Genomic DNA, 26423 nt, shown 5'->3' with positions numbered 1-26423 from the left:
GCGGTGGCCGCCGACCGGCCCGCTCCCGGGCCCCCGCCGCCCCCTCCGCCGCTCGCGCCCCGGGCGCTGGCCGGCGCCGGCCTGACGCCGCTGTTCGACCACCACGTCCACACCGACCTGCGGAACGCCGACGACTACGAGCTGATGGCCGTCAGCGGGGTGCTCACCGCGCTGGCGCCGTGCTCGGCCTCGCTGGAGGCCCGCGACTCGGGCTCGGCGTTCGCCGCCCGCTTCGAGCGGCTGGCGGTCGCCGAGACCGCGCGGGCCGCCGCGTACGGGATCGACCTGCACGTGGCACTGGCGGTGCACGCGGCGGACCTGGCGGGCCTGCCGGGGGCGCTGGCCGGGATCGAGGAGCTGGAGGGCCGCCTCGACCACCCGCGGGTCCGGGCGCTCGGCGAACTGTCGCTGCGCACCGGGAGCCCGGACGAGATCGAGGTGCTGGAGCGGCAGTTGAAGCTGGCGTCGGCGCGGGGGCTGCCGGTGCTGGTCGAGTCGCCGCCCGCGCTGGGGGCCTTCCGCGCGCTGCTGGAGGGGCTGGCCGGGGCGGTGGAGCGGACCGGCACCGACCCGGCCCGGCTGGCCGTGCTGGACCTCGACGAGGAGCGGATCGACCTGCTGGCCGCCCGGCCGGAGCTGCGCGGCCTGGGCGGCTACGGGATCGCGGTCGCCCCGCGCCAGGACGCGCTGTTCCAGATCCGCGAGAAGCAGTCGCACCGCGAGGTGCTGCGGCTGCTGGAGCGGTTCGGCCCCGAGCGGCTGATGCTCAACACCGGTCTGCACTTCGGTTCGGCGGATCCGCTGGGTCTGTCCAGGACGGTGCACCGGCTCCGACTCCATGGTGTTCCCGAGCAGATCGTGAGGGCTCTCGCTCATGGCAACGCTGCCCAGTTCTTCGACGTCCCGCACCGGCTCCCCGCCTGAGCCCGTCCGCGCGCTGCCGGCCGCCGGGCTGCCGGTGGAGCGGGTGCTCGCCGAACTGGCCGGGCTCTGCGCGCAGGACCACGGCTACGGCGACGGGACGGTCTTCAACTCGATCTGCTCGACGCCGCTGCCGGTGGCCGAACAGGTCTTCGCCGCCCACCAGCACGCCAACCTGGGCGACAACCGGATCTTCCCCTCGCTGCCGCGCGCCGAGGCGGAGGTGACGGCGATGCTGGCCGACCTGATGGGCGGCCCGGGCGCCCACGGGGTGTCCACCTCGGGCGGGACGGAGGCCAATCTGCTCGCCGTGCTGGCCGCGGTGCGCCGGCACCGGGAGCGGCACGGCGAGGGCGTCCCGGCCCGGGTGCTGCTGGGCGACAGCGCGCACTTCTCCTTCGACAAGATCGCCGCCCTGCTGCCGGTGGAGGTCGTCCGGGTGCCCTCCGACGCCCGGCTGCGGGTGGACACCGGGCAACTGCTGCCGCTGATCACCCCGGAGACCGCGCTGGTCGTGGCCACCGCCGGCAGCTCGGAGTCCGGCGCGGTGGACGACGTGCCGGCGATCGCCGCGCACGCCGCCGCCCTCGGCGTGCCGGTGCACGTGGACGCCGCCACCGGCGGGTTCCTGGTGCCGTTCGCCCGCGAGCTGGGTGAGCCGCTGCCGGACATCGGCCTCGCGGTGCCCGGGGTCGGCTCGGTCACCCTCGACCCGCACAAGTACGGCGGCGCGCCGATCCCGTCCGGGCACGTGCTGTTCCGCAGCGCGGACGACCTGGACGCGCTGCGCACCGCCTCGCACTACCGGGGCACCTTCGACCACCACGCCCTGCTCGGCACCCGGCCGGGCGGCGCGCTGCTGGCCACCTGGGCCGCGCTGCGCGCCCAGGGCCGGAACGGCTACCGGGCCGCGGTGGCCGGGCTCTGGGAGCGCCGGGCGCTGCTGGTGCGGCTGCTCGGCGAGGCCGGCTTCGAGGTCGCCCCGGCGCCGGAGCTGACCGTGGTGACCGTCCGCCACCCGGCCCCGGAGAAGCTGGTGGACGCCCTGGAGCAGCGCGGGCTGATCGCCTCGGTGGCCCGCCGACTGGGCCTGCTGCGGCTGGTCGTGCACTGGCACCAGAGCGAGCAGCAGCTGCGCTGCCTGGTCGCGGTGCTGGCCGAGGTGGACGGGGGCCGGCCGTGAGGGTGCTGTTCGTCTCGATCAACAAGCTGAAGTCCTTCCGGCCGGTGCTGCCGATCGGCATGGTCACCATCGCCACCCAGGCGCGGGCGGCCGGGCACGAGGTCGAGACGCTGGACCTGATGTGGGAGGAGGACGACGAGCCGGTGGTGCGGGCCGCGGTGCGCGGCTTCGAGCCGGACGTGGTGGGCATCTCGATCCGCAACGTCGACTCGCAGAGCATGCTGGAGCCGGTCGTCTACACCCCGCTGGCCCGCGAGGTCGCCGACTGGTCGCGCGACGAACTGCCGGGCGTCACGGTGCTGTTGGGCGGGCCCGGGTTCTCCACCGTGCCGGAGGACCTGATGGACTTCGTCCGGGCCGACTACGGGATCACCGGCTTCGCCGAGGAGTCCGTGCAGCCGCTGCTGGAGCACCTGCAGCGCGGCCGGGAGCCGGAGGACGTGCCCGGGGTGATCCGGCCCCGTCCCGGCGGCGGCTACCACCGGCGCGACCCGGTCTTCCGGATCGACTACCGCAAGGCCGCCCGGCCCGATCCGGCGCTGTACGACCAGCGGTACTTCGCCTACTCGTACGAGACGCACGACCGCAGCCTCAAGGTGCCGGCCACCATCCAGACCAAGAAGGGCTGCGTGCTGGAGTGCGTGTTCTGCAGCAACTTCCTGGTGGACGGCACCGGCGTGAAGTTCGACGAGGTGAGCCGGGTCGCCGACGAGGTGGAGCGGCTGCGCGACGAGGGCCTGGAGGTCCTGGAGATCGTCGACGGGGTGTTCAACCTGCCGCTGAACTACTCGCTGGAGGTGCTGCGGGAGTTCGTCCGGCGCGGCATCCGGATGCCCTGGTCCTGCATGGTCAACCCGGGCAACGTCACCTCCGAACTGGTCGACCTGATGGTCGAGACCGGCTGCTACTACGTGGAGTTCGGCACCGACTCGGCCTGCGACCGGATCCTGCGCGGACTGAAGAAGAACTTCCGCCGGCGCCAGATCGTCGACTCGCACCGGAAGTTCACCGCGGCCGGCATCCGGGTCGAGCACTGCCTGTTCATCGGCAGCCCCGGCGACGACCGGGACTCCGTGCGCGAGACCTTCGACGTGATGGACGAGCTCGTCCCGCCCGCCACCCCCGAGGTGCACGCCTTCTGGACGCTCGGCCTGCGCGTCTGTCGGGGCACCGCCCTGCACGCCACCGCCGTCGCCGAGGGAATGATCACCGGAACGGAGCGATTCATCGTGCCCAAGTACTACGCCTCGCGCGCCGTCATGGAGGACGACGCGCTGCTCGACGAGATCCAGGCGCGGGTGCTCGCCAACGACAACTGGTACCTGTGGTGGGGGCTCAACTCGATCAGCCTGCGCGAGCGGATCACGATGGCCCGCGCGGAGGCCGCCCGGATCGAGGCCGAGCTCAACGACCACCTCCCGCCGCTGGACGGCCCGCGGTGAGCGCCGGGGCGGACCTGCGGCTGGCCGGCCCCGGCAGACTGGAGGTCGGCGAGGCCCGCGAGCCGGACGCACCGCTCGGCGCCGACCAGGTGCTGGTCCGGGTCGACCGGATCACCCTGTGCGGCAGCGACCAGGCCCTGTTCGACGGCAGCTACGGCGGCCCGAGCAGCTACCCGCTGCGCTTCGGCCACGAGTGGTCCGGGCTGGTCGTCGACGCGGGCACCAACGGCCGGGCGCTGGTGGGCACCTGGGTCACCGGCGACTGCTCCCGCTGGTGCGGGGCGTGCGAGCGCTGCGGCACCGACCGCAACGTCTGCACCCGGATCGAGAAGTTCGGCCTCACCGTGGACGGCTTCTCCACCCGGCTGCGCACCGTCGACCGCCGCTACCTCTACCCGGACACCCACGGCCTCGGGCCCGGGCTGCTGGCGCTCAGCGAGTTCTTCGCGGTCGCCGCCCAGGGCCTGGAGCGGGTCGCCCCGGTACCGGAGGACCGCGTCCTGGTGGTCGGCGCCGGCGCCCTCGGCCTGGCCTCGTACCTGCTGCTCACCGGCGCGTACGGGGTCGGCGGGGTGGAGCTGCTGGAGGCCGACCCGGTGAAGGCGCGGGCCGTCGCCGACCTGCTGCCCGGCGCCACCGTGCGCGCGGCCGCCGAACCGGCCGACCCCGCGGACCCGGCCGACCCCGCCGGCGCACCGGCGGGCGGCTACGCGGCGCTCACCGCGCACGCCCGCTACGACCTGGTGGTGGACGCCTCCAGCGGCGCCGACGGGCTCTCCACCGCCCTGGCGGCGGCCGTCCCGCGCGGCCGGGTGCTCGCCTTCGGCCTGCGCCGCAGCGCCGCCCTGCGCACCGACCTGCTGGTCGCCAACGCGCTCACCCTGGTCGGCTCGATCGGCGGCACCGGCGGCTTCGGCCGTGCCCAGGAGTTCCTGGCCGCCCACCCCGACGAGGCCGGCCGGCTGGTCACCCACCGCCTGCCGGCCGAACGCGCCGCCGAGGCCTTCGCGCTCGACCCCCGCACCCGGATCAAGACCCAGCTGACCTTTGGAGAGGATGACCGGTGAGCACCGACCGCCGACCGCCGCACCTGCGCTATCCGGAGATCCGGGAGGCCGCGCTCGCCGATCTGGCGGCCTTCGAGAAGCTCAGCCCCGACCAGGTCGCCGACCACCAGTACGCGCTGCTGGCCCGCCAGTTGGACCACGCTTTCGCGAACTCCCCGTTCTACCGGGAGCGCTGGCGGGCGCACCACGGAGAGCGGCCCAGCGGCCCCGGGGAACTGCGCCGGCTGCCGTTCACCACCAAGGCCGAGCTGCGCGGCGGCTACCCGTTCGGGCTGCTCGCGGTCGGCCGCGAGGAGCTGATCCGCTACGGCGAGTCCACCGGGACGACCGGCAGCCCCACCTCCTCGATGATCACCTACGAGGACTGGATCCGCGGCAACGTCGCGGTCGAGCAGTCGGTCGGCCACGTCCTCGGCCCCGGCGACCTCACCTTCATCGCCATCCCGTACGAACTGGCCTTCGCCTCGTACGACCTGGACCGGGCGCTGGAGCAGGTCGGCGCGGCCGTCGTGCCGGTCGGCACGCTCAGCCTGGTCTGCCCGTTCGAGCGGATGGTCGAGATGATGTGGACCGTCCGGCCGACCGCCCTGGTCTGCACCCCGAGCCGGGCGCTGCGGCTGTACGACATGCTCAGGGACACCGGGCGCGACCCGGCCGAGATCGGGCTGCGCACCTTCCTGTACGTCGGCGAGACCTGCTCGGCGGCCAAGCTGGAGAAGATCGCCGCGCTCTGGGGCGTCCGGCTCTCCAACGCGTACGGCTCGACCGAGACCAACTCGCTGGGGCTGGTCTGCGAGCGCGGCAGCCTGCACCTCACCGAGGACCGGCACCTGTTCGAGGTGATCGACCCGGAGACCACCGCGCCGGTGCCCGACGGCACCGCCGGGGAACTGGTCATCACCTCGCTGAGCAACCGGGCGATGCCGCTGCTGCGCTACCGCAGCGGGGACTTCGTCACCGTCTCCGCCGAGCCCTGCGCCTGCGGCAGTCCGCGCCGGGTGCTCGCCCACCACGGGCGGGTCAGCGAACAGCTGACGGTCGCCGGCCGGCGGATCAACAAGCTGGCGCTGGAGCAGACCGTGCTCGGCACCGACGGCGCCGGCCTCTACTGGGCGGCCGGGGCGGCCGGCGACCTCCTGGAGATCCGGGTGGAGGCCGAGGGCGCCGACCCGCTCGCGCTCTGCGCCGCGGTCGCCGCCCGGGTGGAGGAGGAGTTCGGGGTGCCCGCCGCGGTCGCCCCGATCGACCGGGCCCAGGTGCGGCGGGCCATGGACCGCATGCTCAAGCCCGGCAGCCTGACCATCGAGGACCTGGAGGCGGTCTCATGACGTCCGCACTGCGCCCGGGGAACCCCGCCGAGCCCCGGCACAACGACCCCGGCACCATCGCCGTGGTCGGCCTCGGCCGGCTCGGCGCGGTGCTCGCCGACCGGCTCGCCGAGCGGTTCCCGGTGCTGCTCAACGACAGCGACCCCGGGGTGGCCCGGCGGGTCGCCGCCGACCTGTCGCTGCCGGACATGGACCAGCGCGAGGTGATCGCCTCCGCCGACACCGTGCTGCTCTGCGTACCGCCGCAGGAGACCGAACCGGCACTGCGCCGGCTCGCCGCACTCACCGACCGGGTCGGGCGCCGGCCGCTCTTCGTCAACCTGGCCACCAGCGTCCCGACCGAGCGGCTCCCCGACCTGGGCGTGGAGGTGGTCGGGCTCAAACCGGTCTGCCAGTTCACCGCGGTCGCGCTCGGCCTGAAGACCGTGCTGGTGACCTCCGCGCCGCGCCGGATCGGCCTGCTGCGCACCCTGGCCGCCGACCTCGGCGAAGTGGTGCTCGGCCCGGAGGAGTGCGTCGGCCCGGCCAACCGCGCCGCCACCAAGGCCGCCCTGCGGGCCTGCGCCGACCTGGCCGCCGAACTCACCGGCCGCGGCCTGCCGACCGACATCGTACGCGCCGCGATCCGCAACGTCCTGGTCGGCACCGCCCTGGACTACCCGCCCTCGGACGCCAACCCCTACACCCGCTCGGTGCTCGACGAGCTCGCCGCCGAGAACGGCCGCTTGCCCGTCGGTGCCACCGCACCGGCCCCGACCGCCCCCGACTCCCCGGAGGCGCTCGCCTGGGCCGCGTGGGCCGAGCGGCCCGCCACCCCGGGAGGACCCGCATGACGACCGCGCACCCGGACATCCGCCACGGCGGCGCGCACTGCGAGACCGCCGCACTCGGCAAGCAGCTCGCCGCACACGGCCTGCCGATCGGCGAGGCGATGCTGTTCGGCCTGGCCGGCGGCATCAACTTCATGCACCTGCCGCCGACCCCCGGCGGGCGCGGCTTCACCGGCGGTCGCAACGGGCCGTTCCCGGAGTTCACCCGGCGGATGGCGGCCGGGGTCGGCCTGGACCTGGAGATCGCCGTCACCGACGACCCCGACGCGGCCTGGCGCGAGCTGCGCGCCGAACTCGACGCGGGCCGCCCCGCGGTGGTCTACGCCGACCTCTTCCACCTGCCCTGGTTCCAGGCCACCCGGCACTTCGGGGCGCACGCGATCGTCGTCACCGGCCACGACCCGGCGGCCGGCACCGTCACCGTCTCCGACCGGCCGGCCCGCCCGCTGACCCTCACCACCGCCGAACTGGCCACCGCCCGCGCTTCCGGGCACCAGCCGTTCCCGCCCCGGCACGCGCTGCTGCGGGCCGACTGGAAGGCCGCCCGGCAGCCCACCGAGGACGACATCCGCCAGGGCATCCGGTACTCCTGCCGGGCGATGCTCCACCCGCCGGTGCCCACCTTCGGGCTGCGCGGCCTCGACTCGTACGGGGCCGGGCTGCACCACCTGCTGCTCGGCGACACCCCCGCGCCCGCGGTGGTCGACGAACTCGCCTCCGCCTACGTCGACTTCGAGCTGGCCGGGACGGGCGGCAACGCGTTCCGCAACCTGTTCCGGGAGTTCCTCGCCGAGTCCGCCCGGCTCACCGGCGACCACCGGCTCGGCGACGCCGCACTGCTCTGCGCCGACAGCGCGGAGCGGTGGGAGCGGGTGATCGCCCTGCTGCTGCCCGACTGGACGCCCGCCTTCGCCGAACTCGGCACCACCTACCGCGGCCGCGAGGCCCAACTGCTGGACGGCAGCGCCGGAGCACTCGCCCGGGCCGCCCGGCTCGGCGAGCGGCTGCCCGTCCTGCGCGCCGAGGCGGCCGGCCAGCTCGCGCCGGTGCGACGGCAGTTGGCCGACGAGCTGCGGACCGCCCTGCAGGCCGTCGGCGCGATCGAGCGGGAACTGTTCGCCCTGCTGAGGGAGGTGTGAGCGGCATGGCCACCGGGCTGCTGCCAGCCGTCCGCACCCCGACCCGGCACCCGCTCGCCACCGCCGCCGAGCGCGCCGCGTACGACCGGTACGTGGCCGCCCGCAACGGCTACAAGGAGGAGTTCCTCGACCTGCTGGAGGCGGCCTGCGACGAGGGGCCGGTGCTGGAGGTCGGGCCGGGCTACGGCGGGTTCGCGGCGCTGCTGCTCGCCCGCCGGCCGGTGGACCTGCGGGTGCTGTGCACCGACCCGGAGGCCGTCGCACTGCAGCGCGGGCGCCTCGGCGGCGCCGTCCCGGTCGGGCACTGGGCACCCGGCGCCGCGCCGCCGCCCGGGCAGTACGCGCTGGTCTACAGCGTGCACGCGCTCGGCGAGTGCGCCGAACCCGTCCCGCTGCTCACCGCCCTGGCCGGCGCGCTGGCCCCCGGCGGCCGGCTGCTGGTCAACGACCTGCGGCGGGACCCCGATCCGTTCATCCTCGAATACACCCTGCGCGAGATGGCCGCCGACGACTCCCCCGACGGCGCGTACCGCCTGCGCACCTACCTGGACTCCCTGCGCGGCGCCTGGACCTGCGCCGAACTGCGCGAACGGCTCGACGCCGCGGGGACGGCCGGCTGGACCACCCGAACGGAGGGCCCCATGGCGCTCACCGTCGAGCACACCCGTGCACGCTGACGACCGGAGAGGCAGCATGACCCAGGAACCGATCACCCGGAACTTCCTCGACACCCCGAGCTTCTGGCGCGACTACCCCGAGCGGGACATCGAGTTCGTCCGCTGGTACCCGTGCGACGTCAAGCCGCTGACGGCCGACCAGATCTACTCCACGCGCGAGAAGTTCCCCAAGACCACGTCCTTCTACGTGCACATCCCGTTCTGCAACCAGGTGTGCACCAGCTGCCCGTACAACAAGTTCTCCACCCGCAACACCCTGGTGCAGCGCTACATCACCGCCCTCAAGCGGGAGATCGACCTCTACGCGCAGCTGCCGCACGTCAAGGACACCGTCTTCACCTCCGGCTACTTCGGCGGCGGCACCCCGACCACGCTGCGCGCCGAGGAGCTCGACGACCTGCTCGGCTTCATGAAGCAGCGGCTCAACTTCAGCGCCGACTGCTCGATCACCATCGAGTCCACCCCGGTCGACGTCGACCAGCACAAGCTGGACGTGCTGCTCAAGCACGGCGTCAACCGGATGAGCCTCGGCGTGCAGACCTTCCACGACCCGCTGCTGCGCTACCTCGGCCGGGCCCGCGCGCACACCGGCGAGTCCGCCACCCGCACCATCGAACTCATCGACCGCAGCGGCCTGGAGAACCTCTGCATCGACTACATGATCGGCATCCCCGGCCAGACCCCCGCGCTGTGGGAGCAGGACATCCGCACCCTGATGGACCTGCCGGTCACCTCGTTCTCGGTCTACAACTACGCGGTCATGCCCGGCTCCGAGGTGTTCTTCGCGCTGCAGAGCGGCGCCACCCCGCCGTGCCCGAGCACCCGCGAGGCCGACGCGATGTACCAGTACCTGCACACCACCCTGATGGACGCCGGCTACCTGGCGCTCACCTACAACGACTTCATCGAGCCGATGCGCCCCGAGTGGGAGGCCGCCGGGGTGAAGACCTACCCGGTGCTCAAGGACGGCTCCAAGCCGTACCGCGGCCTGGAGACCGACACCTTCTACCTCACCGACCACCTGTCGCAGATCTGGGGCCGGTGCGGGGACATGGTGGCCATCGGCTCCGGCGCGTACGGCTACCTCAACAACCACATGTACCTCAACGAGCCGGACATCGAGGCGTACATCAGCCGCTGCAACGAGGGCCGGCTGCCGGTCGTCATGGGCGCCTACACCGACGAGCACGAGCAGCGCTGCCGCAGCCTGGTGCTCGGCCTGAAGCTGCTGCGGGTCAAGCGCGCGGTCTACCGCGATCGGCACGGCGTCGACCCGTACGAGTACTTCAAGGACAAGGTCGACGACCTGGTGGCCAAGGGGCTGCTGGAGGTCGACGACGACGCGATCCAGGTCACCTACCCCAAGGGCTGGTACTACATCGACAACATCTCCAAGACCTTCTACTCGGACGCCAACCACCGGCTCCCCCAGCCGACCTCGGCGAGCACCGAGATCCTCAAGTGGCAGATCGACCGCACCGACGGCCGGAAGGGACTCCCCCTTGTCCAGTTCTGAGACCACCAACCGCCGGCGGGGGCGGATCTTCGACCTCGCCGAACGCGCCCCGCAGGGCGACCCGTTCGAGACCACCGACGAGTGCCGCGCGTACGACCGCAGCGTGCGCACCTCGATGATCATCCCGATGCAGCACATGATGAAGCTGATCGGGCCGGACTGCGGCCCGGACAAGGAGGTGCTGGAGATCGGCTGCGCCAGCGGCCTGCTGTCGCTGCGCCTCGCCGCCCTGCACCCGGGCTCCGTCTTCACCGGGCTGGACACCAACGACGCCTTCCTGGACGTCGCCCGGGAGAACACCATCTTCGCCAACCTGGTGTCCTACGGCGGCGACTTCGCCTGCGACTGGGCCCGGTACACCCGGCTGCCCTTCGCCGACGACAGCTTCGACGTGGTCTTCAGCTTCTGCGCGATCAACCGCTGGGACAAGCCCGCCCGGATCCTGCCCGAACTGGCCCGGGTCTGCCGCCCCGAGGGCACCGTGCTGCTGTACGACCTGGCCCGGGACGCCGACGAGGGCATGGTCTCCTTCGTGCTGCAGTACGCGGGCGGCGACGCGGGCGCGTTCATGCGCTCGCTGCGCGCCTCGTACTCGACGCAGGAGATGACCGAACTGCTGGAGCAGGTCGGGCTCGGCCACTGGAGCGTCGCCAAGGAGGGCATCAACCTGGTGGTCTCCTCCCGGCCCCGGGACACCGGCTACACCGTCGGCGAGCCCGGCATCTACGACCGGATCTTCGACTGACGGGACGTCGGGTCAGCTGCGGGTGCGGCACCCCCGGGGTGCCGCACCCGCCGACCGGAAGGAGCACCGCCCATGCCCACCGACGACCTCCGGCGGTACCGGGTCGGCGTCGTCCAGCTGTCCGTGGCCACCAACCGCCGGGCGGAGAACCTGGCCCGGGCCGAGAAGCTGGTGCGCGCCGCGGCCGACGAGGGCTGCCGGCTCGTCGTCCTGCCCGAGGTGTTCGCCACCGCGCTCAACCTCCCGAAGAGCCACGAGATCGCCGAGGCCGTCCCCGGCCCCACCACCGCGTGGCTGGCCGGGCTCGCCCGCGAGCTGGGCGTCTGGCTGGCCGCCGGGGTGCTGGAGCGCTCCGGCGAGCACGTGCACAGCACCGCCGTCCTGCTCGACGACACCGGGACGCTGACCGGCACCGCCCGGCGCACCATGGTGTACGACCTTGAGGCGCACTTCGTCACGGGTGTCACCGGCGCCCGGGTGTTCCCCACCCCGCTCGGCCGGATCGGTTTCGCGCTCGGCTACGACGTTCAGTTCCCCGAGGTACTGCGCGGGCTGTTCGCGGACGACGTGGAGATCGTGGTCGCCCCCTCGGTGCTGCTGCGGCCCTTCGCCGAGCCGGTCCGGCAGATGCTGCTCGCCCGGGCCGCCGAGAACTGCGCCTACGTGCTGTTCGCCAGCGCCACCGGCGAGAACACCCTGGCCGGCCTCACCTACATGGGGCGCAGCGCGATCCTGCGCAGCCCACTGGCGATCGGCGCCTACTCGCGGGACTTCCGCAAGCAGCAGCCGGTGCTCGCCGAGGCGGACCGCGAGGAGGTGCTGCTGACCGCCGACCTGGACCTGCACGAGCTGCGCCGGATGCGCGCGGCGGCGCCGTTCGCCGCCGACTTCCGGCGCTCGCCGCTGGGCCTGGCGGTGACCGCCGCCACCCGCCCGGACGGGCCGCTGCCCGACTGGGCCACCGACACCCCGGACGGAGCCCGACCCCGATGACTGCTCGTTCGCTCGCCACCAGCCGGCCCCGGGTCGCGCTGATCCAGACCTTCTGGGACCTCGACCCCGAGGTCAACCTCGCCCGTACGCTCGCCCTGCTGGACACCGTCCCCGAGGTCGAGCTGATCGTGCTGCCCGAGTTCTTCCTCGGCCCGCCGTTCTACTTCCCCGGCCGCGCCCACCTCCAGGGGGTGATCGACCAGCCGGTGCCGGGACCGGTGATCGACCGGATGGCGGAGGTCGCCCGCGCCAAGGGCTGCTACCTGCTCTGCGGCACCGTCGTCGAACGGGAGGACGACCGCTACTACAACACCGCCGTGCTGCTGGACGACCGCGGCCGGATCGCCGCCAAGGCCCGCAAGACGCACCGCTTCGCCGCCGAGATGGTCACCGTCTCGCCCAGCGACGACCTGGTGCTGGTGGACACCCCGTTCGGGCGGCTCGGGGTGTGCGTCTGCTCCGACTTCTGGATCCCCGAGGTGCCGCGGATGCTGGCGCTGCGCGGGGCCGAGATCATCGCGGTGCCGGGCGCCGCACTGCGCGGCAACATCGGCATCACCCGGCCCTGCATCCAGGCGAACTCGGCGTTCAACGTCTGCTGCACCCTGCTGGCCAGCGCGGTCGGCGAGGTGACCGGCGAGCGGGCCGGGCGGCAGGTCTCCATCTCGGTGGCCGGGCACAGCACCGTCGCCGCCCCCGAACAGCTGCTCGGCTCGCTGGACGAGGAGGAGGGCGTGCTGCTCGCCGAACTCGACCTCGACCGGGTCCGCGAGCTGCGCGAGGTCGACCTGTCGTTCCGCAAGAGCCTCTACTTCTGCCTGCACGGCCGCCGGCCCGAGCTGTACCAGGAGCTGCTGAAGCCCTACGCCGGCCACCAGGATCTGGAGACCCTGATCACCGACTACCTCACCAGTCGACGGAGTTGATGCCCCATGGCCACCGGACTGCTCTACCCCGCCCCCGAGCGGCTGCCCACCGGGGCGGACCGCGAACCGCTGCTGAAGGACGTCCTCGACTGGGCCGACCGGGTCGCCGGGTCGACCACCACCGCGGACGCGCTGATCGGCTTCTTCGGCCAGCCGCTGGACGCCCGCACACTGCGGCTGACCGGACTCCACCACGTCGCCGTCTACCTGGGCGACTACGAGCGCGAGGAGGAGTTCGAGGAGTGGCTGGAGGCCGTCCGGGCGCACCCGGACGCCGGCCGGGTCTCCAGCGGGCCCTCGCACATCGCGCCCCGGGTGCACGGCACCCCCGGGCACTGGATCAACCTGCGGACCGCGCGCGGCACCGAGGTCGAGTTCTTCACCTGCCGGGCGCACGGCGACTGGGCCGGCCTGGAGCCGGACCGCAAGCGGGCGCTGATGTCCCACCTGGGGCTGTGCGTCGACACCCCCGACCACGTCCGCCGGGTGCTGGACTACCTGGCCGGCTTCGACGGCGTCGAGCTGCTGGCGTACGCGCCGGAGGACGAACTCGGCCACACCTACGGGCACCTGCTGCGCACCGACACCGAGCGGGTGCTGGAGCTGGTGCACGCCGGGCGGAGCCACCCGTGAGCGGCTTCCCGACCCCGGCCCGGCTGCCGGACAACGTGCCGGGGCGGTTCTTCGTCAACGCCGAGTGCACCGACTGCGACACCTGCCGGTGCATCGCGCCCGACTCCTTCGTCCGCAACGACGCCGCGGGCTACACCTACGTGGCGCGCCAACCCGCCGACGAGGACGAGGAGGAGCTGGTGTACGAGGCCATGGACTGCTGCCCGGCCGACGCCATCTGCGAGGAGGAGTGAGCCCGCACCGGCCGCCGAGGATCCTCGGACTCGGCGGCTCGATGCGGCCCGCCTCGACCAGCCAGGTGCTGCTGCGCCGGGCCCTCGCCGTGCTCGACGCGGACGGCTGCCGGACGGCGCTGCTGGACCTGCGCGAGCTGGACCTGCCGTTCTGCAACGGGGACAAGCAGGACCCGTGGCCGAGCCGGCCGGACGTCAAGCTGCTGCGCGAGGAGGTCCGGGCCGCCGACGGGATCATCCTGGCCGGGCCGGAGTACCACGGCACGGTCGGCGGCGCACTGAAGAACGCGCTCGACCTGCTGGACTTCGAGCACGTGGAGGGGAAGGTCTTCGGCGCGATCAGCGCGCTCGGCGGGCGCTCCAACGCCAACGCGCTCAACCACCTGCGGCTGGTGGTGCGCTGGTACCGGGCCTGGATGGTGCCCGAGCAGGTCGCGGTGCCGGGGGCCCGGACGGCCCTGGCGGCCGACGGGCGGCCCGTCGACCCCGACCTGGGCGCCCGGGTGGACGAGCTGGCGCGCAGCGTCGCGCGGGCCGCGGCACTGCTGCGGGTCGGGCCCGCCGCAGATTCCGTGCCGAACGTGTCCAGGACAGTCAAACGCGGGAGCTGACCCGTTGGTAGCGTCACCCCTGTGAATAAGACGCACACAATGGGTGCGCAAATCACGGGGGCCGCAGAATGGTTCCCGGTGCTCCCCAGACCCCTCCTCGTGATCAGCCTCCGGCACCCCTCGAACGGAACCCCGAGGGAGGCCACCTGGCTGCGGCTGACCGCATTCCTGTTCAATCGCGGGATTTCCGACGACCGCACCGTCGGTATCGAGATCCTGTACGACGACCCGGAATCCACGGCGCCCGACCGCCGGCGTTTCGACGCCTGCCTGTCGGTGCCCCGGGAGCGGGCCGCCGGGCTGTCGCTGCTCGATCCCCGCCGGGACAGCCTGGGCATCCGGGTGCTGCCGGTGCTGAACGAGCGGCTGATGCTGTGGCGCGGCGGTTCGGCGCAGGCCGAGCCGCCGGTCCGGCACCGGCACGTCGCCCCGGCGGCCGGCCCCCCGCTGCGGGCCACCTGGCCCCGCTACGAGGTCTACCGGGGCTCGCCCGTGCTGTCGCCCGGGCGGCCCGAGGTGGTCGGCTGGTACGCCACGGCCTCGCCCGCGGGCGGCGCCCCGGCCGACGGCCACCTCCCCCCGTGCACGCCCGCCGGCGTGCCCCGCCGACCGCACGGTGCGGTCCGGCGCGCCTCCGGAAGGGGTTTACGACCATGACCGCGACGACCCCCGGCAGTACCACCACGACCACGTTCGACTGGGACCGCGCCTACCGGTCCGGCGACCACCACCAGTACTGGGAGCTCAGCGCCCCCTCCCCCGACCTGGTCGGATTCCTCGCCGCCACCCCGCCCGACCCCGGTGCCCGCGCGCTCGACCTGGGCTGCGGCACCGGCTGGGACACCGTCGCGCTGGCCCGCGCCGGGTACCGGGCGACCGGCGTGGACATCAGCGCCGAGGCCGTCGGCATCGCCGTCACCCGGGCCGCCGAACTCGGCCTGGAGGTCGACCTGCTGGTCGGCGACGTCCGGGCGCTCGACCTGCCCGACGAGGAGTTCGACCTGCTGGTGGACCGCGGCTGCTTCCACCACCTGGGCGCCGAGGACCGCGACCGGTACGCCACCGAGGCGGCCCGGCTGCTGCGGCCCGGCGGCCTGCTCTACCTGCGCGGCAGCCGGCGCGAGTCCTTCCCGTTCAAGGCGGTGGACGCGCCCGCGCTGGCCCGGCACTTCCCGTCCGACCGCTTCGCCGCGGGGCCGCTGATGCCGTTCCAGCTCCCCACCGACGTCCTCAAGCTGGACGCCAACGCGGTGCTGCTGCGCCGGGCCGACTGAGCCCCCGCGGGCCACCGCCGGCAGCACCGGAATCACCCCCCGATCCATTCGCCCGTTCGATACCGACACCTCCGTTCGCGCCGGCCCGTCAGCAGGGCGGCCGATTCCGGCGCGCCCGTCCGCAATTCCGCGCACCCGGCTCGACCCCACCGGTCTCCCCGCTTCCGGCGCTCCAAGAAATGAGCCACGTATGTCCTCCCCGCAAAGCCGGGACAAAAGCCCCTGGCTGATTCTCGGCGTGCTCAGCATGGGGTTCTTCATGACCCTGCTGGACATGACGATCGTCAATATCGCGCTGCCGGACGTCATGTCCGGCCTGGGCGCCTCCCTCGACGAGGGCCTGTGGGTGTTCAGCGCCTACATCCTCGGCTACGCCACCCTGCTCGTCGTCGCCGGCCGGCTCGGCGACCTGTACGGCCCGCGCCGGGTCTACCTGTACGGCCTGGCCGCGTTCGTCCTCGCCTCCTGCGTGTGCGGCCTGGCGCCGAACGCGGGCGTGCTCATCGCGGCCCGCGCGGTGCAGGGCATCGGCGGCGCGATGCTCGCCCCGCAGATCCTGCCGATCGTCACCATGGTCTTCCCGCCGTCCAAGTGGGGCGCCGCCTTCGGGTTCACCGGCGCGCTCTCCGGGCTGGCGGTGCTGACCGGCCCGACCCTGGGCGGCGTCATCGTCAGCTACCTGGACTGGCGCTGGATCTTCTACCTCAACCTGCCGATCGGCCTGGCCGCCGCCTACCTGGTGCTCAAGCACGTGCACGACTACCGGCCCGGCAAGCGCCAACCGCTCGCCCTGCTCCCGACCGCCCTGCTCACCCTCGGCCTGACCGCGCTGGCGTTCGGCCTGATCGAGGGCGAGCGCCTGGAGTGGGGGGCGACCGCCTGGACCTCCATCGCGGCGGGCGTCCTGGTGCTCGGGTACTTCGCCTTCGACCAGCGCCGGCACCAGGGCTCGGGACCGCTGCTCCCCTTCGACCTGCTGCGGCTGCGCAACTTCGCCTCCGCCAACATCATCGCCGCGATCATGGGCTTCTCGATGCTGGGGGCGTTCCTGCCGATCTCGCTCTACCTGCAGATCGTGCTGGACATGTCGCCGCTGCGGGCCGGGTTCACCATCGCCGCGATGCCGCTCACCTCGGCCCTGGTCGCCGGCATCGGCGGCAAACTGTCCGACAAGGGCTCCGGCAAGGCCGTCATCCTCACCGGACTCGCCTTCTTCACCGCCGGGCTGGGATCGTTCGTCCTGGTCACCGGGACGGACACCGGCACCCTGGAACTGCTCGGCCCGTTCGTCCTCGCCGGGCTCGGCATGGGCCTGGTCTTCTCGCCGCTGTTCAGCGTCGGGATGCGCCAGGTGCCGCCGCCGCAGGCCGGGGTGGCGTCCGGGCTGGTCAACACCGCGCAGGAGGTGGGCGGACTGCTCGCCAGCGCGGCGATCGGCGCGGTGCTCTCGCTGCGGCTCTCCAGCGGCCTGCGGGACTGGGTCGACACCCAGGCCCTGGCCCTGCCCGCGGAGGCCCGCGAGGGCTTCAAGCAGGCCTTCGCCCCGCTCACCGACGGCGCGCTGAAGATCGGCAGCGGCGGCCCGCCGCCGGCCGTGGCGGGCGCCGACCCGGCCCAGGCCGCCAAGGTGCAGGACGCCTTCGCGGACGCCTTCACCGGCGCCATGCACACCGGGCTGCTGCTGCCAGTGGCACTGCTGGCGGTCGGCTGGATCGCCGCCTACCTGCTGATCCGCGACGTCCCCGCGCCCGTCTTCGGGGCGCCCCGGCCGCCCGCCGCCCGGACCCCGGGCAGCGACAAGGCCACCGGCAGTACCAAGGGCGCAGGCAGCGACAAGGCCGCCGCGGAGAAGGGGTGACCGAACAACCGACCACCGAACACCCGGCCGCTGAGCCACCGACCACCGAACCGCCGAAGACCGAACACCGCATACCCGCAACGAGGAGTCATCCCATGTCCCAGTCCCCCGTGGTGCTGTCCACGCACATGATGGCGACGTACATGGTCAAGCCCGGCTGTGCCGAGCAGGCCCGCGACATCATCGCCCGCCACTGGCCCGCCCTGAAGGCCAACGGGCTGGTCACCGACGAGCCCGCCACCGTGTACCACAGCGAGAGCGAGCACGGTCCGGTCTTCTTCGAGATCGTCACCTGGGTCGACGAGAACGCGGTCAGCCGCGCCTTCAACACCCCCGAGGTCAACGCGATCTGGCAGGAGATGTCGGCCATCACCGAGGCCCGCGAGGGCCGGCCGCCGGTGGACTACCCGATCGTCCACCGGATGGGCTACTTCCAGGACGAGCCGGACCTGCCCGAGGACGACGCCTACACCGGCCTCGCCCACTACCTGGTCCGCCCGGACAAGGTGGCCGAGTTCCACGAGCTGATGGCCCGCGACTGGCCGACCCTGCGCGACGAGAAGCTGACCACCGGCGACCGCGCCGTGGTCTACTTCGGCGAGGACGCCACCGGCCCGTTCTTCCTGGAGATCGTCCGCTGGTACGACCAGCAGGGCCCCAGCATCGCCTACCGCAACGACAAGGTCAGCGCGATCTGGCAGGACGTCTTCCGCTACACCGAGGGGCGCAGCGGCCGGCCGGCCTCCGAGTACCTGTGGGCCGGCGAGCTCACCTTCCCCTACCACGGCACCAGCTGACCTAACGTCAGAGAACCACTGTCGAACGGACGGGTCGGGCCACTGCGCCCGGCCCGTCCGGCCCCGTCCCACCCGGAGAGACCTCGGTGACCCGCAACACCCCCCGCCCCCACTCCTTCTCCGCCACCGCGGAGCCCGCCGCCGCGGAGCCCGCCGCCGTCCTGGCCGACGAGCTCAGGTCCGCGCTGGAGGACAGCGCCGTACCCGGCCGCGCCGAAGGGGAGAAGGCCTACCTGAAGAGCCCGCTGGAGCACATCGGCGTACCGCTGCCCGCGATGCGCACCGTGGTGCGGAACTTCCTGCGCCGCCGGCCCGGGCTCGACCGCGAGACCCTGCTGGAGCTGACCGAGGAGCTGTGGGCGCCGCCCGTCCACGAGTCGCGCTCCTGCGCCGCCCTGCTCATCGAGGGCCGCGCCGACCTGCTGGAGCGCCAGGACACCGCCTACCTGGAACAGCTGCTCCGCGAGTGCGAGACCTGGGCGCACGTCGACCTGATCGCCCCCAAGGGCGCCGGGGCGATGCTGCTGCGCCTGCCCGAGACCGCCGAGGACTTCCTGCACTGGAGCCGTGACCAGCACCAGTGGGTGCGCCGCGGCGGCATCCTCTCCTACCTGCTGGCGCTCCGCGACCGGGGCGAGTTCCCGCACTACTTCCCGCAGTTCGCGCAGCTGGCCGACCCGCTGCTGACCGACTCGCGGTTCTTCGTGCGCAAGGCGCTCGGCTGGGCGCTGCGCGAGGGCGCCAAGCACCACCCCGAGGACGTCGCCGACTGGCTGCGCGCCCGGCTCGCCCGGACCTCCGGGCTCACCCTGCGCGAGGCGATCCGGCCGGTCGACGACGACACCTGCCGCGAACTGCTGCACGCCCACGCCGACCTGCACGGGCGCCGCCCGCGCTGACCCACGTACGGAGGCCCGATGCTCCCGCAGTCGCCCGCCGATGGGCACCGCCGTCCGCTCCCGGTCGTCCGGGTGACCGCCGAGGACGGCCGGCACCGCACGGTCTGCCGGATGTGCCACGGCGGCTGCGGGGCACTGGTCACCGTGGCCGGCGGCCGGCTGACCGCCGTGGACGGCGACCCGGAGAACCCCAACAACCGGGGCTTCCTGTGCGCCAAGGGCCGGGCCTCGCTGGAACAGCTCAACCACCCGGACCGGCTGACCGAGCCGCTGCTGCGCACCGGGCCGCGCGGCAGCGGCGCCTACCGCCCGATCGGCTGGGACGAGGCGCTGGACCGGATCGCCGCCGCCCTGGACAAGGCGCGGGCGCAGCACGGCCCGGAGTCGGTGGTGGTGGCCCAGGGCACCGACCGCAACTACCAGGAGTGGCTGTTCCGGTTCGCCAACAGCTTCGGCACGCCCAATGTGCTGGGGCCGGCCCACGTCTGCTTCTACCCGCGGGTGATGGCCGGGATCCTCACCCTGGGCGGGTTCACCTTCTGCGACTACGAGGGCGGGCCCGACCTGGTGCTGGTGTGGGGCTCCAACAAGGCACTGACCCACGGCGACGGGGTGATCGGCACCCGGCTGCTGGCGGCCGTCCGGGCGGGCACCCGGATGGTCGTGGTCGACCCGCGGCGCACCTCGCTGGCCGCCCGCGCCGAACGCTTCCTCCAGGTCCGCCCCGGCGGGGACGCGGCGCTCGCACTGGCGATGATCCACACGGTGATCGAGGCCGGGGCGTACGACCGGGAGTTCGTCGAGCAGTACACGGTGGGCTTCGAGGACCTCGCCGCCCACGTCGCCGACTACGCTCCGGAGGCCGTCGCCGAGCAGGTCGGGGTGCCCGCGGAGGAGATCCGGGCCGCCGCCCTCGCGTACGCCGCCGCACCGAGCGCCGCCATCGAACTGGGCACCGGACCGCAGCAGCACCGGGACTCCTTCCACACCTGCCGGGCCCTGCTGCTGCTCTCCGCGATCTGCGGCAACATCGACCGGCCCGGCGGAGACGTGCTGTGGGACCCGCCCGGCATCGACGGCCGGCGCTCCTTCCCACGGGCCGAACTGCTGGCCCCCGAGCAGGCCGCCAAGCGGCTGGGCGGCGACCGCCACCGGATCCTGGCGATGTCCGGCTGGGCGCACCCGGGCGCGGTCTGGGACGCCGTGCTCGACCCGGCCGCCCCGTACCCCGTCACCACGATGCTGGTGCACGGCAGCAACCTGCTGCTGAACTACGCCGGTTCGGCGCGAATCCGGCAGGCGCTGGAGCGGCTGGACTTCCTGGCCGCCGCCGACCTGCGGCTCACCCCGACCGCCGCGATGGCCGACGTGGTGCTGCCGGTGGGCGGCTGGCTGGAGCGCGACCAGATCGTGGAGCACGCGCACTACGTGGCCGCCCGGCGCGCCTTCGCCCAGGTCGGCGACTGCCGCTCGGACGAGTGGATCCTCACCGAACTCGCCCACCGGCTGGGCCTGTCGGCGGACTTCTGGCCCGACGCCCGCGACTCACTGGACACCCGGCTGGAGCCGATCGGCACCGACTGGAAGCAGCTGGCCGAACTGCACTACCGGGCCACGCCGTTGCAGTACCACAAGTACCGCGAACGGGGCTTCGGCACCCGCAGCGGCAAACTCGGACTGCGCTGCGACGCGCTGCGGGCCTTCGGGTACCCGCCGCTGCCCGTCCCCGGCCCGCCGGTCGGCGACCCCACGGACGGGCCGTACCTGCTGACCTCGGCGCACTCGCCGTTCTACTTCAACTCCGAGTTCCGCGACCTGCCGTCGCTGCGCGCCAAGGAGCCGGAGCCGCTGCTGGAGATGCACCCCGAGGCCGCCGCCCGGGAGGGCCTGGCGGACGGCGACCGGGCCGAGGTGTCCACCCGGGCCGGGCGGATCCGGCTGCGGGTGCGGCTCAGCGAACGCATCTCCCCCGAGGTGGTGGTGGCCCCGGCCGCCTGGTGGTACCCGGAACGCGGGGCGGACGGCGGCTGGCAGGAGAGCAACGTGAACCTGCTGACCTCCGACGGGAACGAGAACCCGGAGATGGGTTCGTCGACCTTCCGCGGCCTGCGCTGCCGGGTCCGCCGCGCGGACTGAGCCGGTGCGCCGCGCGGACTGAACGGGCACGCCGCGGCCGGCGGAGCGAGCGCGACGAGGCGCCCGGCCCGCAGGTGCAGGCTTCCCGACCCCCGGTCAAGGGGCGAGTTCGGCGAGGCGGCGGCCGGCGGCGGCGAGGTCGGGGTGGCGCCAGCGGGGGGTGGCGAGGCGGGTGCGGAGGAGGCGGAGTTCGTGGCCGACCAGGGCGGGGACGGTGGCGGGGGCGTCGGCCAGGGCGGGGGTGAGCACGTCGAGGGCGGCCTGCGGGTCGTCCGCGCACAGGTGGCAGTCCGCCACCCGGACGGTGAACAGCAGCCGGGCGCTGGGGAGTTGCTGCGGGCCCAGCAGGCGCAGCGCGGTGTGGGCCGCGTCCAGGGCGCGGTGTGCGAGGCGGGCGTCGCCGACGGCTGCGGCGGCGTCGCGCAGGGCGGCGGCGGCCGCGGACTCGACCCTCAGGTGCATGGAGGCGATGGAGAGCCAGGGGGCGTCGGACTCGTCGCGGGCGCCGATGTGGTCGAGGTGCAGCCGGGCCCGGCCGATGTGCCGGACGGTCTCGTGGACGTCGCCGGCCAGCCCGTGGGCGCGGGCCTGGTAGCTCTGCGCCATCGCGCCCGCCCAGTGCCGGCCGGGGGCGGCGCGGGCGATCTCGCGGGCGTAGCCGAGGGCGGCGGCGGGGTCGCCGTCGAGGCGGGCGAGGGTGCTCATGTCGCTGAGTGCGGCGACCCGGGTGGCGGGATCGTCGGCGAGCTGGGCCCAGTCGAGGGCGCGGTCGTAGCAGGCCATGGCGGTGGCGTTGCGGCCGTGGCGCATCCGCAGTCCGCCGGCGGCATGGGCGTGTTCGGCGGCGAGCCGGAGCAGTGGGAGGCCGGGCCCGCCGGGGGTGTGCGGGAGGCGGCGGAGGATGGCGCGCAGGGTGTGTTCGACGGACGGCAGCCCGGCCTGGGGGTGCTCCTCGCCGGCCCGCAGGTGGACGGCGAGCAGGGCGGCGAGGGCGTGGGCGGTGTCGGCGTCGAGCGGGGCGGGTGCGCCGTGGCCGGGGTCGGCGGGGGCGCAGAACGCGCGGTGGAGTGCGGCGAGTTCGGCGAGCGGGGGGACGGCGCAGCCGTCGGCGCCGTGCAGTGGGCAGAGGAGTCCGTAGTCGGGCAGCCGTTCGGGCAGCAGGTGGGCGGGGAGTCCGGCGGCGGGCCCCTGCCCGGGGTCGGCTCCGGCCACGTCGGAGCCGGCACGGTCGGCGGGACCGGGGCCGGGGCCGGGTTCGGCGTCGGCGGGGCCGGGGACCGGTGGCCGGAGCGGTCCGGTGGGGCGGCGTTCGGCCTGGTCCTCGGCGGTGTGCCAGGCGGCGAGCAGGTCGCCGCCGGCGCCGAGCCGGGCGTCGAGGAGTTCGGCGAGCGGGGCCGCGGCGCGCCGGGTGCCGTGTTCGAGTTTGCTGATGGCGGTGTTGTCGTAGCCGACGGCGGTGGCGAGGCGGAGCTGGGTGAGGCCGGCGGCGCGGCGCCAGTGGCGCAGTCGGGTGCCGAAGTGCTGCCAGGGGCCGGTGGTGGGTGCCGGGGTGGCCGTGCCGTCCGCCATGCGCTGTGCCCCTCCCGCCCGCGGGCCGTCCGGGCGGACCGGGGGGCCGTACGGCCGGTCCGTCCGCCGTCTCTGGACGGTACTGGATGCGGGCCGCTTCGTACATGAGGTGGTAGAGACCGCGGTCTCGACCACTGGGGTTTGACAGAACTTGCCAATGGACCGAACGCCACGTCAGGTGCATTGACCGGGCCATGACGGCGTGTGAGTGTTCCCGCACCCGAACGCGGACACCCTCCTCCCACACCCGCCGTCCACCCGACGGCCCCCGGGCGCGCCCCATCCGGGCGCACCGTCCGCGGTCGAGGACCCCCCACCTCCGAGGAGCCTCGATGCCATACCGGCCGAACCGTCGCAGACTACTGACCGCCGGCACCACCCTGGCCGTGGTCGCCGGTCTGATGACCACCGCCACCGTCCAGTCGGTGGCCGCCCCCCAGCCCCAACCCCCCGCCCCGCCGAGCGCGTTGTCGGCCGCCGTCTCCGCCGCCGACCAGGCCGCGGCGGCCGGTCTGGACGCGCTGGCCAAGGGCCCCGGCGAGACCTACGAGCGCCGCACCGTCACCCCCTGGGTGGACGGCATGTTCTCCGTCGCGTACGAGCGCAGCTACCGCGGGCTGCCCGTGGTCGGCGGCGACGCGGTGGTGATAGCCGACGGGCAGGGCCGGGTCCGCGCCCTGCAGTCGGCGGCCACCGGCCCGGTCGGGGTGCCGACCGTGCCGAAGGTGAGCGCCGCCCACGCCGAGCGGACCGCGCGCGGCAAGCTCGCCACCGTGGAGGGCGTCGAGGAGCGCCGCCTGGTCGTCCGGGTGAAGGACGAGACCGCCAAGCTGGCCTGGGAGACGGTGGTGACCGGCAGCACCGGCACCGCCCCCAGCCGGCTGCACGTCTTCGTCGACGCCCGCACCGGCGAGGTGATCGACAGCTACGACGACGTCCGCGCGGGGACGATCAACAGCAAGTGGAACGGCCCCTCGCCGATCACCATCAACACCACCTCCTCGGGCGGCACCTTCTCGCTGCGCGACCCGAGCCGCCCCGGGCTGAGCTGCGCGGACTACGGCACCAACCAGGTGTTCTCGAAGTCCAGCGACACCTGGGGCACCGGCAACCCCACGAGCAAGGAGACCGGCTGCGCCGACGTGATGTTCGCGGCGCAGAAGGAGTGGGACATGCTCCGCGAGTGGCTGGGCCGCAACGGCCACAACGGCAACGGCGGCAGCTGGCCGGTCAAGGTCGGCCTGAACGAGGTCAACGCCTACTGGAACGGCTCCTCGATCTCTATCGGGCACAACCAGGCGAACGAGTGGATCGCCTCGATGGACGTCGTGGGCCACGAGTTCGGCCACGGCATCGACCAGTTCACGCCCGGCGGCGCCAACAACGAGGCGGGCCTGGGCGAGGCGACCGGCGACATCATGGGCGCGCTCACCGAGGCGTACGCCAACCAGAGCAGCCCGTACGACGCGCCGGACTACCTGGTGGGCGAGACCGTCAACCTGGTGGGGCGCGGCCCGATCCGCAACATGCACAACCCCTCGCTGGTGAGCAGCCACCCGAACTGCTACTCCGCCTCGATCCCCAGCACCGAGGTGCACGCGGCGGCCGGCCCGCTGAACCACTGGTTCTACCTGCTCTCCGAGGGCTCCAACCCCGGCGGCGGCAAGCCGACCAGCCCCACCTGCAACAGCTCCACGGTGACCGGCATCGGCATCAAGGACGCCGGCCGGGTGTTCTACGGCGGCATGCTGCTGAAGACCAGCGGCATGACCCACAAGAAGTACCGCACCGCCACCCTCACCGCGGCCAAGAACCTCGACCCGGGCTGCACCCTCTTCACCCGCACCAGGGCGGCCTGGGACGCGGTGAGCGTGCCCGCGCAGCCCGGTGACCCGACCTGCCAGCCGTCCGGCGAGAACGACTTCTCGCTGGCCGTCGCACCCGGCTCCGGCTCGGTGCAGCCCGGCTCCTCCGCCACCGCGACGGTCTCCACCGCGGTGACCTCGGGCACCGGCCAGACGGTCGCCCTGAGCGCCTCCGGCCAGCCGACCGGCACCACCGTCACCTTCAACCCGGCGTCGGTGCAGACCGGTTCGTCCTCGACGATGACCGTCGCCACCTCGGCCGGCACCCCGCAGGGCACCTACACCCTCACGGTGACCGGCACCGGCAGCGCCACCCACACCGCGCAGTACACGCTGACGGTCGGCGGCGGCAACCCCGGCGGCAGCGCGCCCGACATCGACGTGGCCAAGGTACAGGCGCACCTGTCGCAGTTCGGCACCATCGCCGCACAGAACGGCGGCAACCGCCGTACCGGCACCGCCGGTTACACCCAGTCGCTGGCCTACGTGAAGGGCCGGCTGCAGGCGGCCGGCTACACCGTGACCGAGCAGGCGTGCACCACCTGCACCTACGGCTCCAACAACCTGATCGCCGACTGGCCGGGCGGCCCCGCCGACCAGGTCACCATGTTCGGCGCGCACCTGGACGGCGTCGGCGCCGGCCCCGGCATCAACGACAACGCCTCCGGCTCGGCCGTCCTGCTGGAGAACGCGCTCGCCCTCGCCCAGCAGAACCCGACCCTGACCCGGCACGTCCGCTTCGCCTGGTGGACCGGTGAGGAGCAGGGCCTGCAGGGCTCCAAGCACTACGTCAACCAGCTCCCGGCGGCCCAGCGCAGCGCCATCAAGGCCTACTACAACTTCGACATGGTCGGCTCGACCAACGGCGGCTACTTCGTCAACAACCTCAACTCCGCCGCCTCCGCGCCGATGAAGGCGTACTGGGACTCGCTGAACCTCCAGCCGGAGGAGAACGTCGAGGGCCAGGGCCGCTCCGACGACTACTCCTTCCAGCAGGCCGGCATCCCGACCTCCGGGTACGCGACCGGGGCGAGCGCCACCAAGAGCTCCTCGCAGGCCGCCAAGTGGGGTGGCACGGCCGGGCGTTCGTACGACCCCTGCTACCACGCCGCGTGCGACACCACCTCCAACATCAACGCCACCGCGCTGAACCGCGCCGCCGACGGCGTCGCGTACACCCTGTGGAAGACCTCGGTCGGCGGCACCACCCCGACCAACGACTTCTCCCTCGCGGTGAACCCCGCCTCCGGCAGCGCCGCGCCGGGCGGCAGCACCACGGCGACCGTGGCGACCACGACGACCGCCGGCTCCGCGCAGACGGTCGCCCTGACCGCCTCCGGCGCCCCGGCTGGCACCACGGTCTCGTTCAGCCCGTCCTCGGTGCAGTCGGGCGGCTCCGCCACCCTGACGGTCGCCGTCGGATCGGCCACCCCGGCGGGCACCTACACCATCACGGTGACCGGCACCGGCAGCGCCACCCACACCACCACCTACTCGCTGGTGGTCACCGGCGGCGACCCGGGCGGCGGCACCTGGGCCGCGGGCACGCTGTACAAGGCCGGCGACACCGTGACGTACAACGGCACCTCCTACCGCTGCCTGCAGGGCCACACCGCGCAGGTCGGCTGGGAGCCGCCGATCGTGCCGGCGCTCTGGCAGGCCGTCTGACGGCCGGGGCCGGCGCCGCGCCGGACCGCTGAAGGAAGCCACCGGACCCACCGGGCCCCGCGCCCGACCGGACCGGGAGGAAGGCCGTGCCGCGGCTCGTCGAGGGGACGAGC

Annotated in this window: 23 protein-coding genes; 22 read left to right on the top strand and 1 reads right to left on the bottom strand. The window is 73.7% G+C overall.

From position 1 onward, the window contains the following. Window positions 1–3: 3 nt before the first annotated feature. The 21 genes from ACWGB8_RS03910 (at window position 4) to ACWGB8_RS03810 (ending at window position 21208) form a co-directional block, all read left to right on the top strand. Window positions 4–924 carry a deoxyribonuclease gene (locus ACWGB8_RS03910; RefSeq protein WP_452209967.1) on the top strand — a complete coding sequence of 307 codons (921 nt, stop codon included), beginning with the start codon at window positions 4–6 and terminating at the stop codon, window positions 922–924. Then, window positions 875–2104 (top strand): tyrosine decarboxylase MfnA, encoded by a 1230-nt coding sequence (gene mfnA, locus ACWGB8_RS03905; protein WP_452209965.1) that lies wholly within the window; start codon window positions 875–877, stop codon window positions 2102–2104. The genes ACWGB8_RS03910 and mfnA overlap by 50 nt, the downstream gene beginning before the upstream one ends. Continuing rightward, window positions 2101–3546 (top strand): B12-binding domain-containing radical SAM protein, encoded by a 1446-nt coding sequence (locus tag ACWGB8_RS03900; protein ID WP_452209963.1) that lies wholly within the window; start codon window positions 2101–2103, stop codon window positions 3544–3546. Before mfnA ends, ACWGB8_RS03900 begins: the two co-directional genes overlap by 4 nt. Beyond that, window positions 3543–4613 carry an alcohol dehydrogenase catalytic domain-containing protein gene (locus ACWGB8_RS03895; RefSeq protein ID WP_452209961.1) on the top strand — a complete coding sequence of 357 codons (1071 nt, stop codon included), beginning with the start codon at window positions 3543–3545 and terminating at the stop codon, window positions 4611–4613. The genes ACWGB8_RS03900 and ACWGB8_RS03895 overlap by 4 nt, the downstream gene beginning before the upstream one ends. Next, a complete protein-coding gene (locus ACWGB8_RS03890) occupies window positions 4610–5941 on the top strand; it encodes a phenylacetate--CoA ligase family protein (RefSeq protein ID WP_452209959.1) in 1332 nt (443 codons plus the stop codon). Before ACWGB8_RS03895 ends, ACWGB8_RS03890 begins: the two co-directional genes overlap by 4 nt. Next, entirely contained in the window at window positions 5938–6774 is an 837-nt protein-coding gene (locus tag ACWGB8_RS03885) for an NAD(P)-binding domain-containing protein (protein ID WP_452209957.1), read from the top strand. The genes ACWGB8_RS03890 and ACWGB8_RS03885 overlap by 4 nt, the downstream gene beginning before the upstream one ends. Then, window positions 6771–7910, top strand: a complete 1140-nt coding sequence (locus ACWGB8_RS03880) for a BtrH N-terminal domain-containing protein (protein ID WP_452209955.1) — start codon at window positions 6771–6773, stop codon at window positions 7908–7910. Before ACWGB8_RS03885 ends, ACWGB8_RS03880 begins: the two co-directional genes overlap by 4 nt. A gap of 5 nt (window positions 7911–7915) precedes the next feature. Continuing rightward, window positions 7916–8587 (top strand): methyltransferase domain-containing protein, encoded by a 672-nt coding sequence (locus ACWGB8_RS03875; protein ID WP_452209954.1) that lies wholly within the window; start codon window positions 7916–7918, stop codon window positions 8585–8587. A 16-nt stretch (window positions 8588–8603) separates the two neighbouring features. Continuing rightward, the gene (locus ACWGB8_RS03870) at window positions 8604–10103 is read left to right on the top strand and encodes a coproporphyrinogen-III oxidase family protein (protein ID WP_452209953.1); all 1500 of its coding nucleotides are present in this window, start codon (window positions 8604–8606) and stop codon (window positions 10101–10103) included. Then, a complete protein-coding gene (locus ACWGB8_RS03865; RefSeq protein ID WP_452209951.1) occupies window positions 10090–10848 on the top strand; it encodes a class I SAM-dependent methyltransferase in 759 nt (252 codons plus the stop codon). The genes ACWGB8_RS03870 and ACWGB8_RS03865 overlap by 14 nt, the downstream gene beginning before the upstream one ends. 72 nt (window positions 10849–10920) lie before the next feature. Beyond that, on the top strand, window positions 10921–11841 hold the full coding sequence (locus tag ACWGB8_RS03860; protein ID WP_452209949.1) for a carbon-nitrogen hydrolase family protein: 921 nt from the start codon (window positions 10921–10923) through the stop codon (window positions 11839–11841). Then, entirely contained in the window at window positions 11838–12767 is a 930-nt protein-coding gene (locus tag ACWGB8_RS03855; protein ID WP_452209948.1) for a carbon-nitrogen hydrolase family protein, read from the top strand. The genes ACWGB8_RS03860 and ACWGB8_RS03855 overlap by 4 nt, the downstream gene beginning before the upstream one ends. A gap of 6 nt (window positions 12768–12773) precedes the next feature. Further along, window positions 12774–13400 (top strand): hypothetical protein, encoded by a 627-nt coding sequence (locus tag ACWGB8_RS03850; RefSeq protein ID WP_452209946.1) that lies wholly within the window; start codon window positions 12774–12776, stop codon window positions 13398–13400. Then, window positions 13397–13633: a ferredoxin gene (locus ACWGB8_RS03845; RefSeq protein ID WP_452209945.1), complete on the top strand. Its 237-nt coding sequence runs from the start codon at window positions 13397–13399 to the stop codon at window positions 13631–13633. Before ACWGB8_RS03850 ends, ACWGB8_RS03845 begins: the two co-directional genes overlap by 4 nt. Beyond that, window positions 13630–14244, top strand: coding sequence for an NADPH-dependent FMN reductase (locus ACWGB8_RS03840; RefSeq protein WP_452209943.1), 615 nt, complete (start codon window positions 13630–13632; stop codon window positions 14242–14244). The genes ACWGB8_RS03845 and ACWGB8_RS03840 overlap by 4 nt, the downstream gene beginning before the upstream one ends. Before the next feature lie 78 nt (window positions 14245–14322). Then, window positions 14323–14901, top strand: a complete 579-nt coding sequence (locus ACWGB8_RS03835; RefSeq protein ID WP_452209941.1) for a hypothetical protein — start codon at window positions 14323–14325, stop codon at window positions 14899–14901. Further along, window positions 14898–15518, top strand: a complete 621-nt coding sequence (locus ACWGB8_RS03830; protein ID WP_452209939.1) for a class I SAM-dependent methyltransferase — start codon at window positions 14898–14900, stop codon at window positions 15516–15518. Before ACWGB8_RS03835 ends, ACWGB8_RS03830 begins: the two co-directional genes overlap by 4 nt. Before the next feature lie 190 nt (window positions 15519–15708). Further along, a complete protein-coding gene (locus ACWGB8_RS03825) occupies window positions 15709–17376 on the top strand; it encodes an MFS transporter (protein ID WP_452209937.1) in 1668 nt (555 codons plus the stop codon). A 95-nt stretch (window positions 17377–17471) separates the two neighbouring features. After that, a complete protein-coding gene (locus ACWGB8_RS03820) occupies window positions 17472–18173 on the top strand; it encodes a hypothetical protein (protein WP_452209936.1) in 702 nt (233 codons plus the stop codon). 86 nt (window positions 18174–18259) lie between these two features. After that, window positions 18260–19072 (top strand): DNA alkylation repair protein, encoded by an 813-nt coding sequence (locus ACWGB8_RS03815; RefSeq protein WP_452209934.1) that lies wholly within the window; start codon window positions 18260–18262, stop codon window positions 19070–19072. Window positions 19073–19090: 18 nt separating this feature from the next. Next, window positions 19091–21208: a molybdopterin-containing oxidoreductase family protein gene (locus ACWGB8_RS03810; RefSeq protein ID WP_452209932.1), complete on the top strand. Its 2118-nt coding sequence runs from the start codon at window positions 19091–19093 to the stop codon at window positions 21206–21208. Window positions 21209–21304: 96 nt separating this feature from the next. Here ACWGB8_RS03810 and ACWGB8_RS03805 read toward each other — a convergent pair whose 3' ends face one another. Continuing rightward, on the bottom strand, window positions 21305–22777 hold the full coding sequence (locus tag ACWGB8_RS03805) for a helix-turn-helix domain-containing protein (protein WP_452209931.1): 1473 nt from the start codon (window positions 22775–22777) through the stop codon (window positions 21305–21307). 332 nt (window positions 22778–23109) lie between these two features. Here ACWGB8_RS03805 and ACWGB8_RS03800 point away from each other — a divergent pair, with 332 nt between their 5' ends. Continuing rightward, window positions 23110–26310 (top strand): M20/M25/M40 family metallo-hydrolase, encoded by a 3201-nt coding sequence (locus ACWGB8_RS03800; protein WP_452209929.1) that lies wholly within the window; start codon window positions 23110–23112, stop codon window positions 26308–26310. Window positions 26311–26423: the final 113 nt, after the last annotated feature.

Source organism: Kitasatospora sp. NPDC054939 (assembly GCF_053610105.1).
The sequence above is the reverse complement of the archived record's forward strand: the minus strand, read 5'-3'. Positions and strand labels throughout refer to the sequence as shown.

Bases quoted from the DNA above. Each gene is read 5' to 3' on its own strand.
- mfnA (WP_452209965.1), top strand. From the start codon at position 875: ATGGCAACGCTGCCCAGTTCTTCGACGTCCCGCACCGGCTCCCCGCCT.
- ACWGB8_RS03885 (WP_452209957.1), top strand. From the start codon at position 5,938: ATGACGTCCGCACTGCGCCCGGGGAACCCCGCCGAGCCCCGGCACAAC.
- ACWGB8_RS03880 (WP_452209955.1), top strand. From the start codon at position 6,771: ATGACGACCGCGCACCCGGACATCCGCCACGGCGGCGCGCACTGCGAG.
- ACWGB8_RS03875 (WP_452209954.1), top strand. From the start codon at position 7,916: ATGGCCACCGGGCTGCTGCCAGCCGTCCGCACCCCGACCCGGCACCCG.
- ACWGB8_RS03870 (WP_452209953.1), top strand. From the start codon at position 8,604: ATGACCCAGGAACCGATCACCCGGAACTTCCTCGACACCCCGAGCTTC.
- ACWGB8_RS03860 (WP_452209949.1), top strand. From the start codon at position 10,921: ATGCCCACCGACGACCTCCGGCGGTACCGGGTCGGCGTCGTCCAGCTG.
- ACWGB8_RS03855 (WP_452209948.1), top strand. From the start codon at position 11,838: ATGACTGCTCGTTCGCTCGCCACCAGCCGGCCCCGGGTCGCGCTGATC.
- ACWGB8_RS03850 (WP_452209946.1), top strand. From the start codon at position 12,774: ATGGCCACCGGACTGCTCTACCCCGCCCCCGAGCGGCTGCCCACCGGG.
- ACWGB8_RS03830 (WP_452209939.1), top strand. From the start codon at position 14,898: ATGACCGCGACGACCCCCGGCAGTACCACCACGACCACGTTCGACTGG.
- ACWGB8_RS03825 (WP_452209937.1), top strand. From the start codon at position 15,709: ATGTCCTCCCCGCAAAGCCGGGACAAAAGCCCCTGGCTGATTCTCGGC.
- ACWGB8_RS03820 (WP_452209936.1), top strand. From the start codon at position 17,472: ATGTCCCAGTCCCCCGTGGTGCTGTCCACGCACATGATGGCGACGTAC.
- ACWGB8_RS03810 (WP_452209932.1), top strand. From the start codon at position 19,091: ATGCTCCCGCAGTCGCCCGCCGATGGGCACCGCCGTCCGCTCCCGGTC.
- ACWGB8_RS03805 (WP_452209931.1), bottom strand. From the start codon at position 22,777: ATGGCGGACGGCACGGCCACCCCGGCACCCACCACCGGCCCCTGGCAG.
- ACWGB8_RS03800 (WP_452209929.1), top strand. From the start codon at position 23,110: ATGCCATACCGGCCGAACCGTCGCAGACTACTGACCGCCGGCACCACC.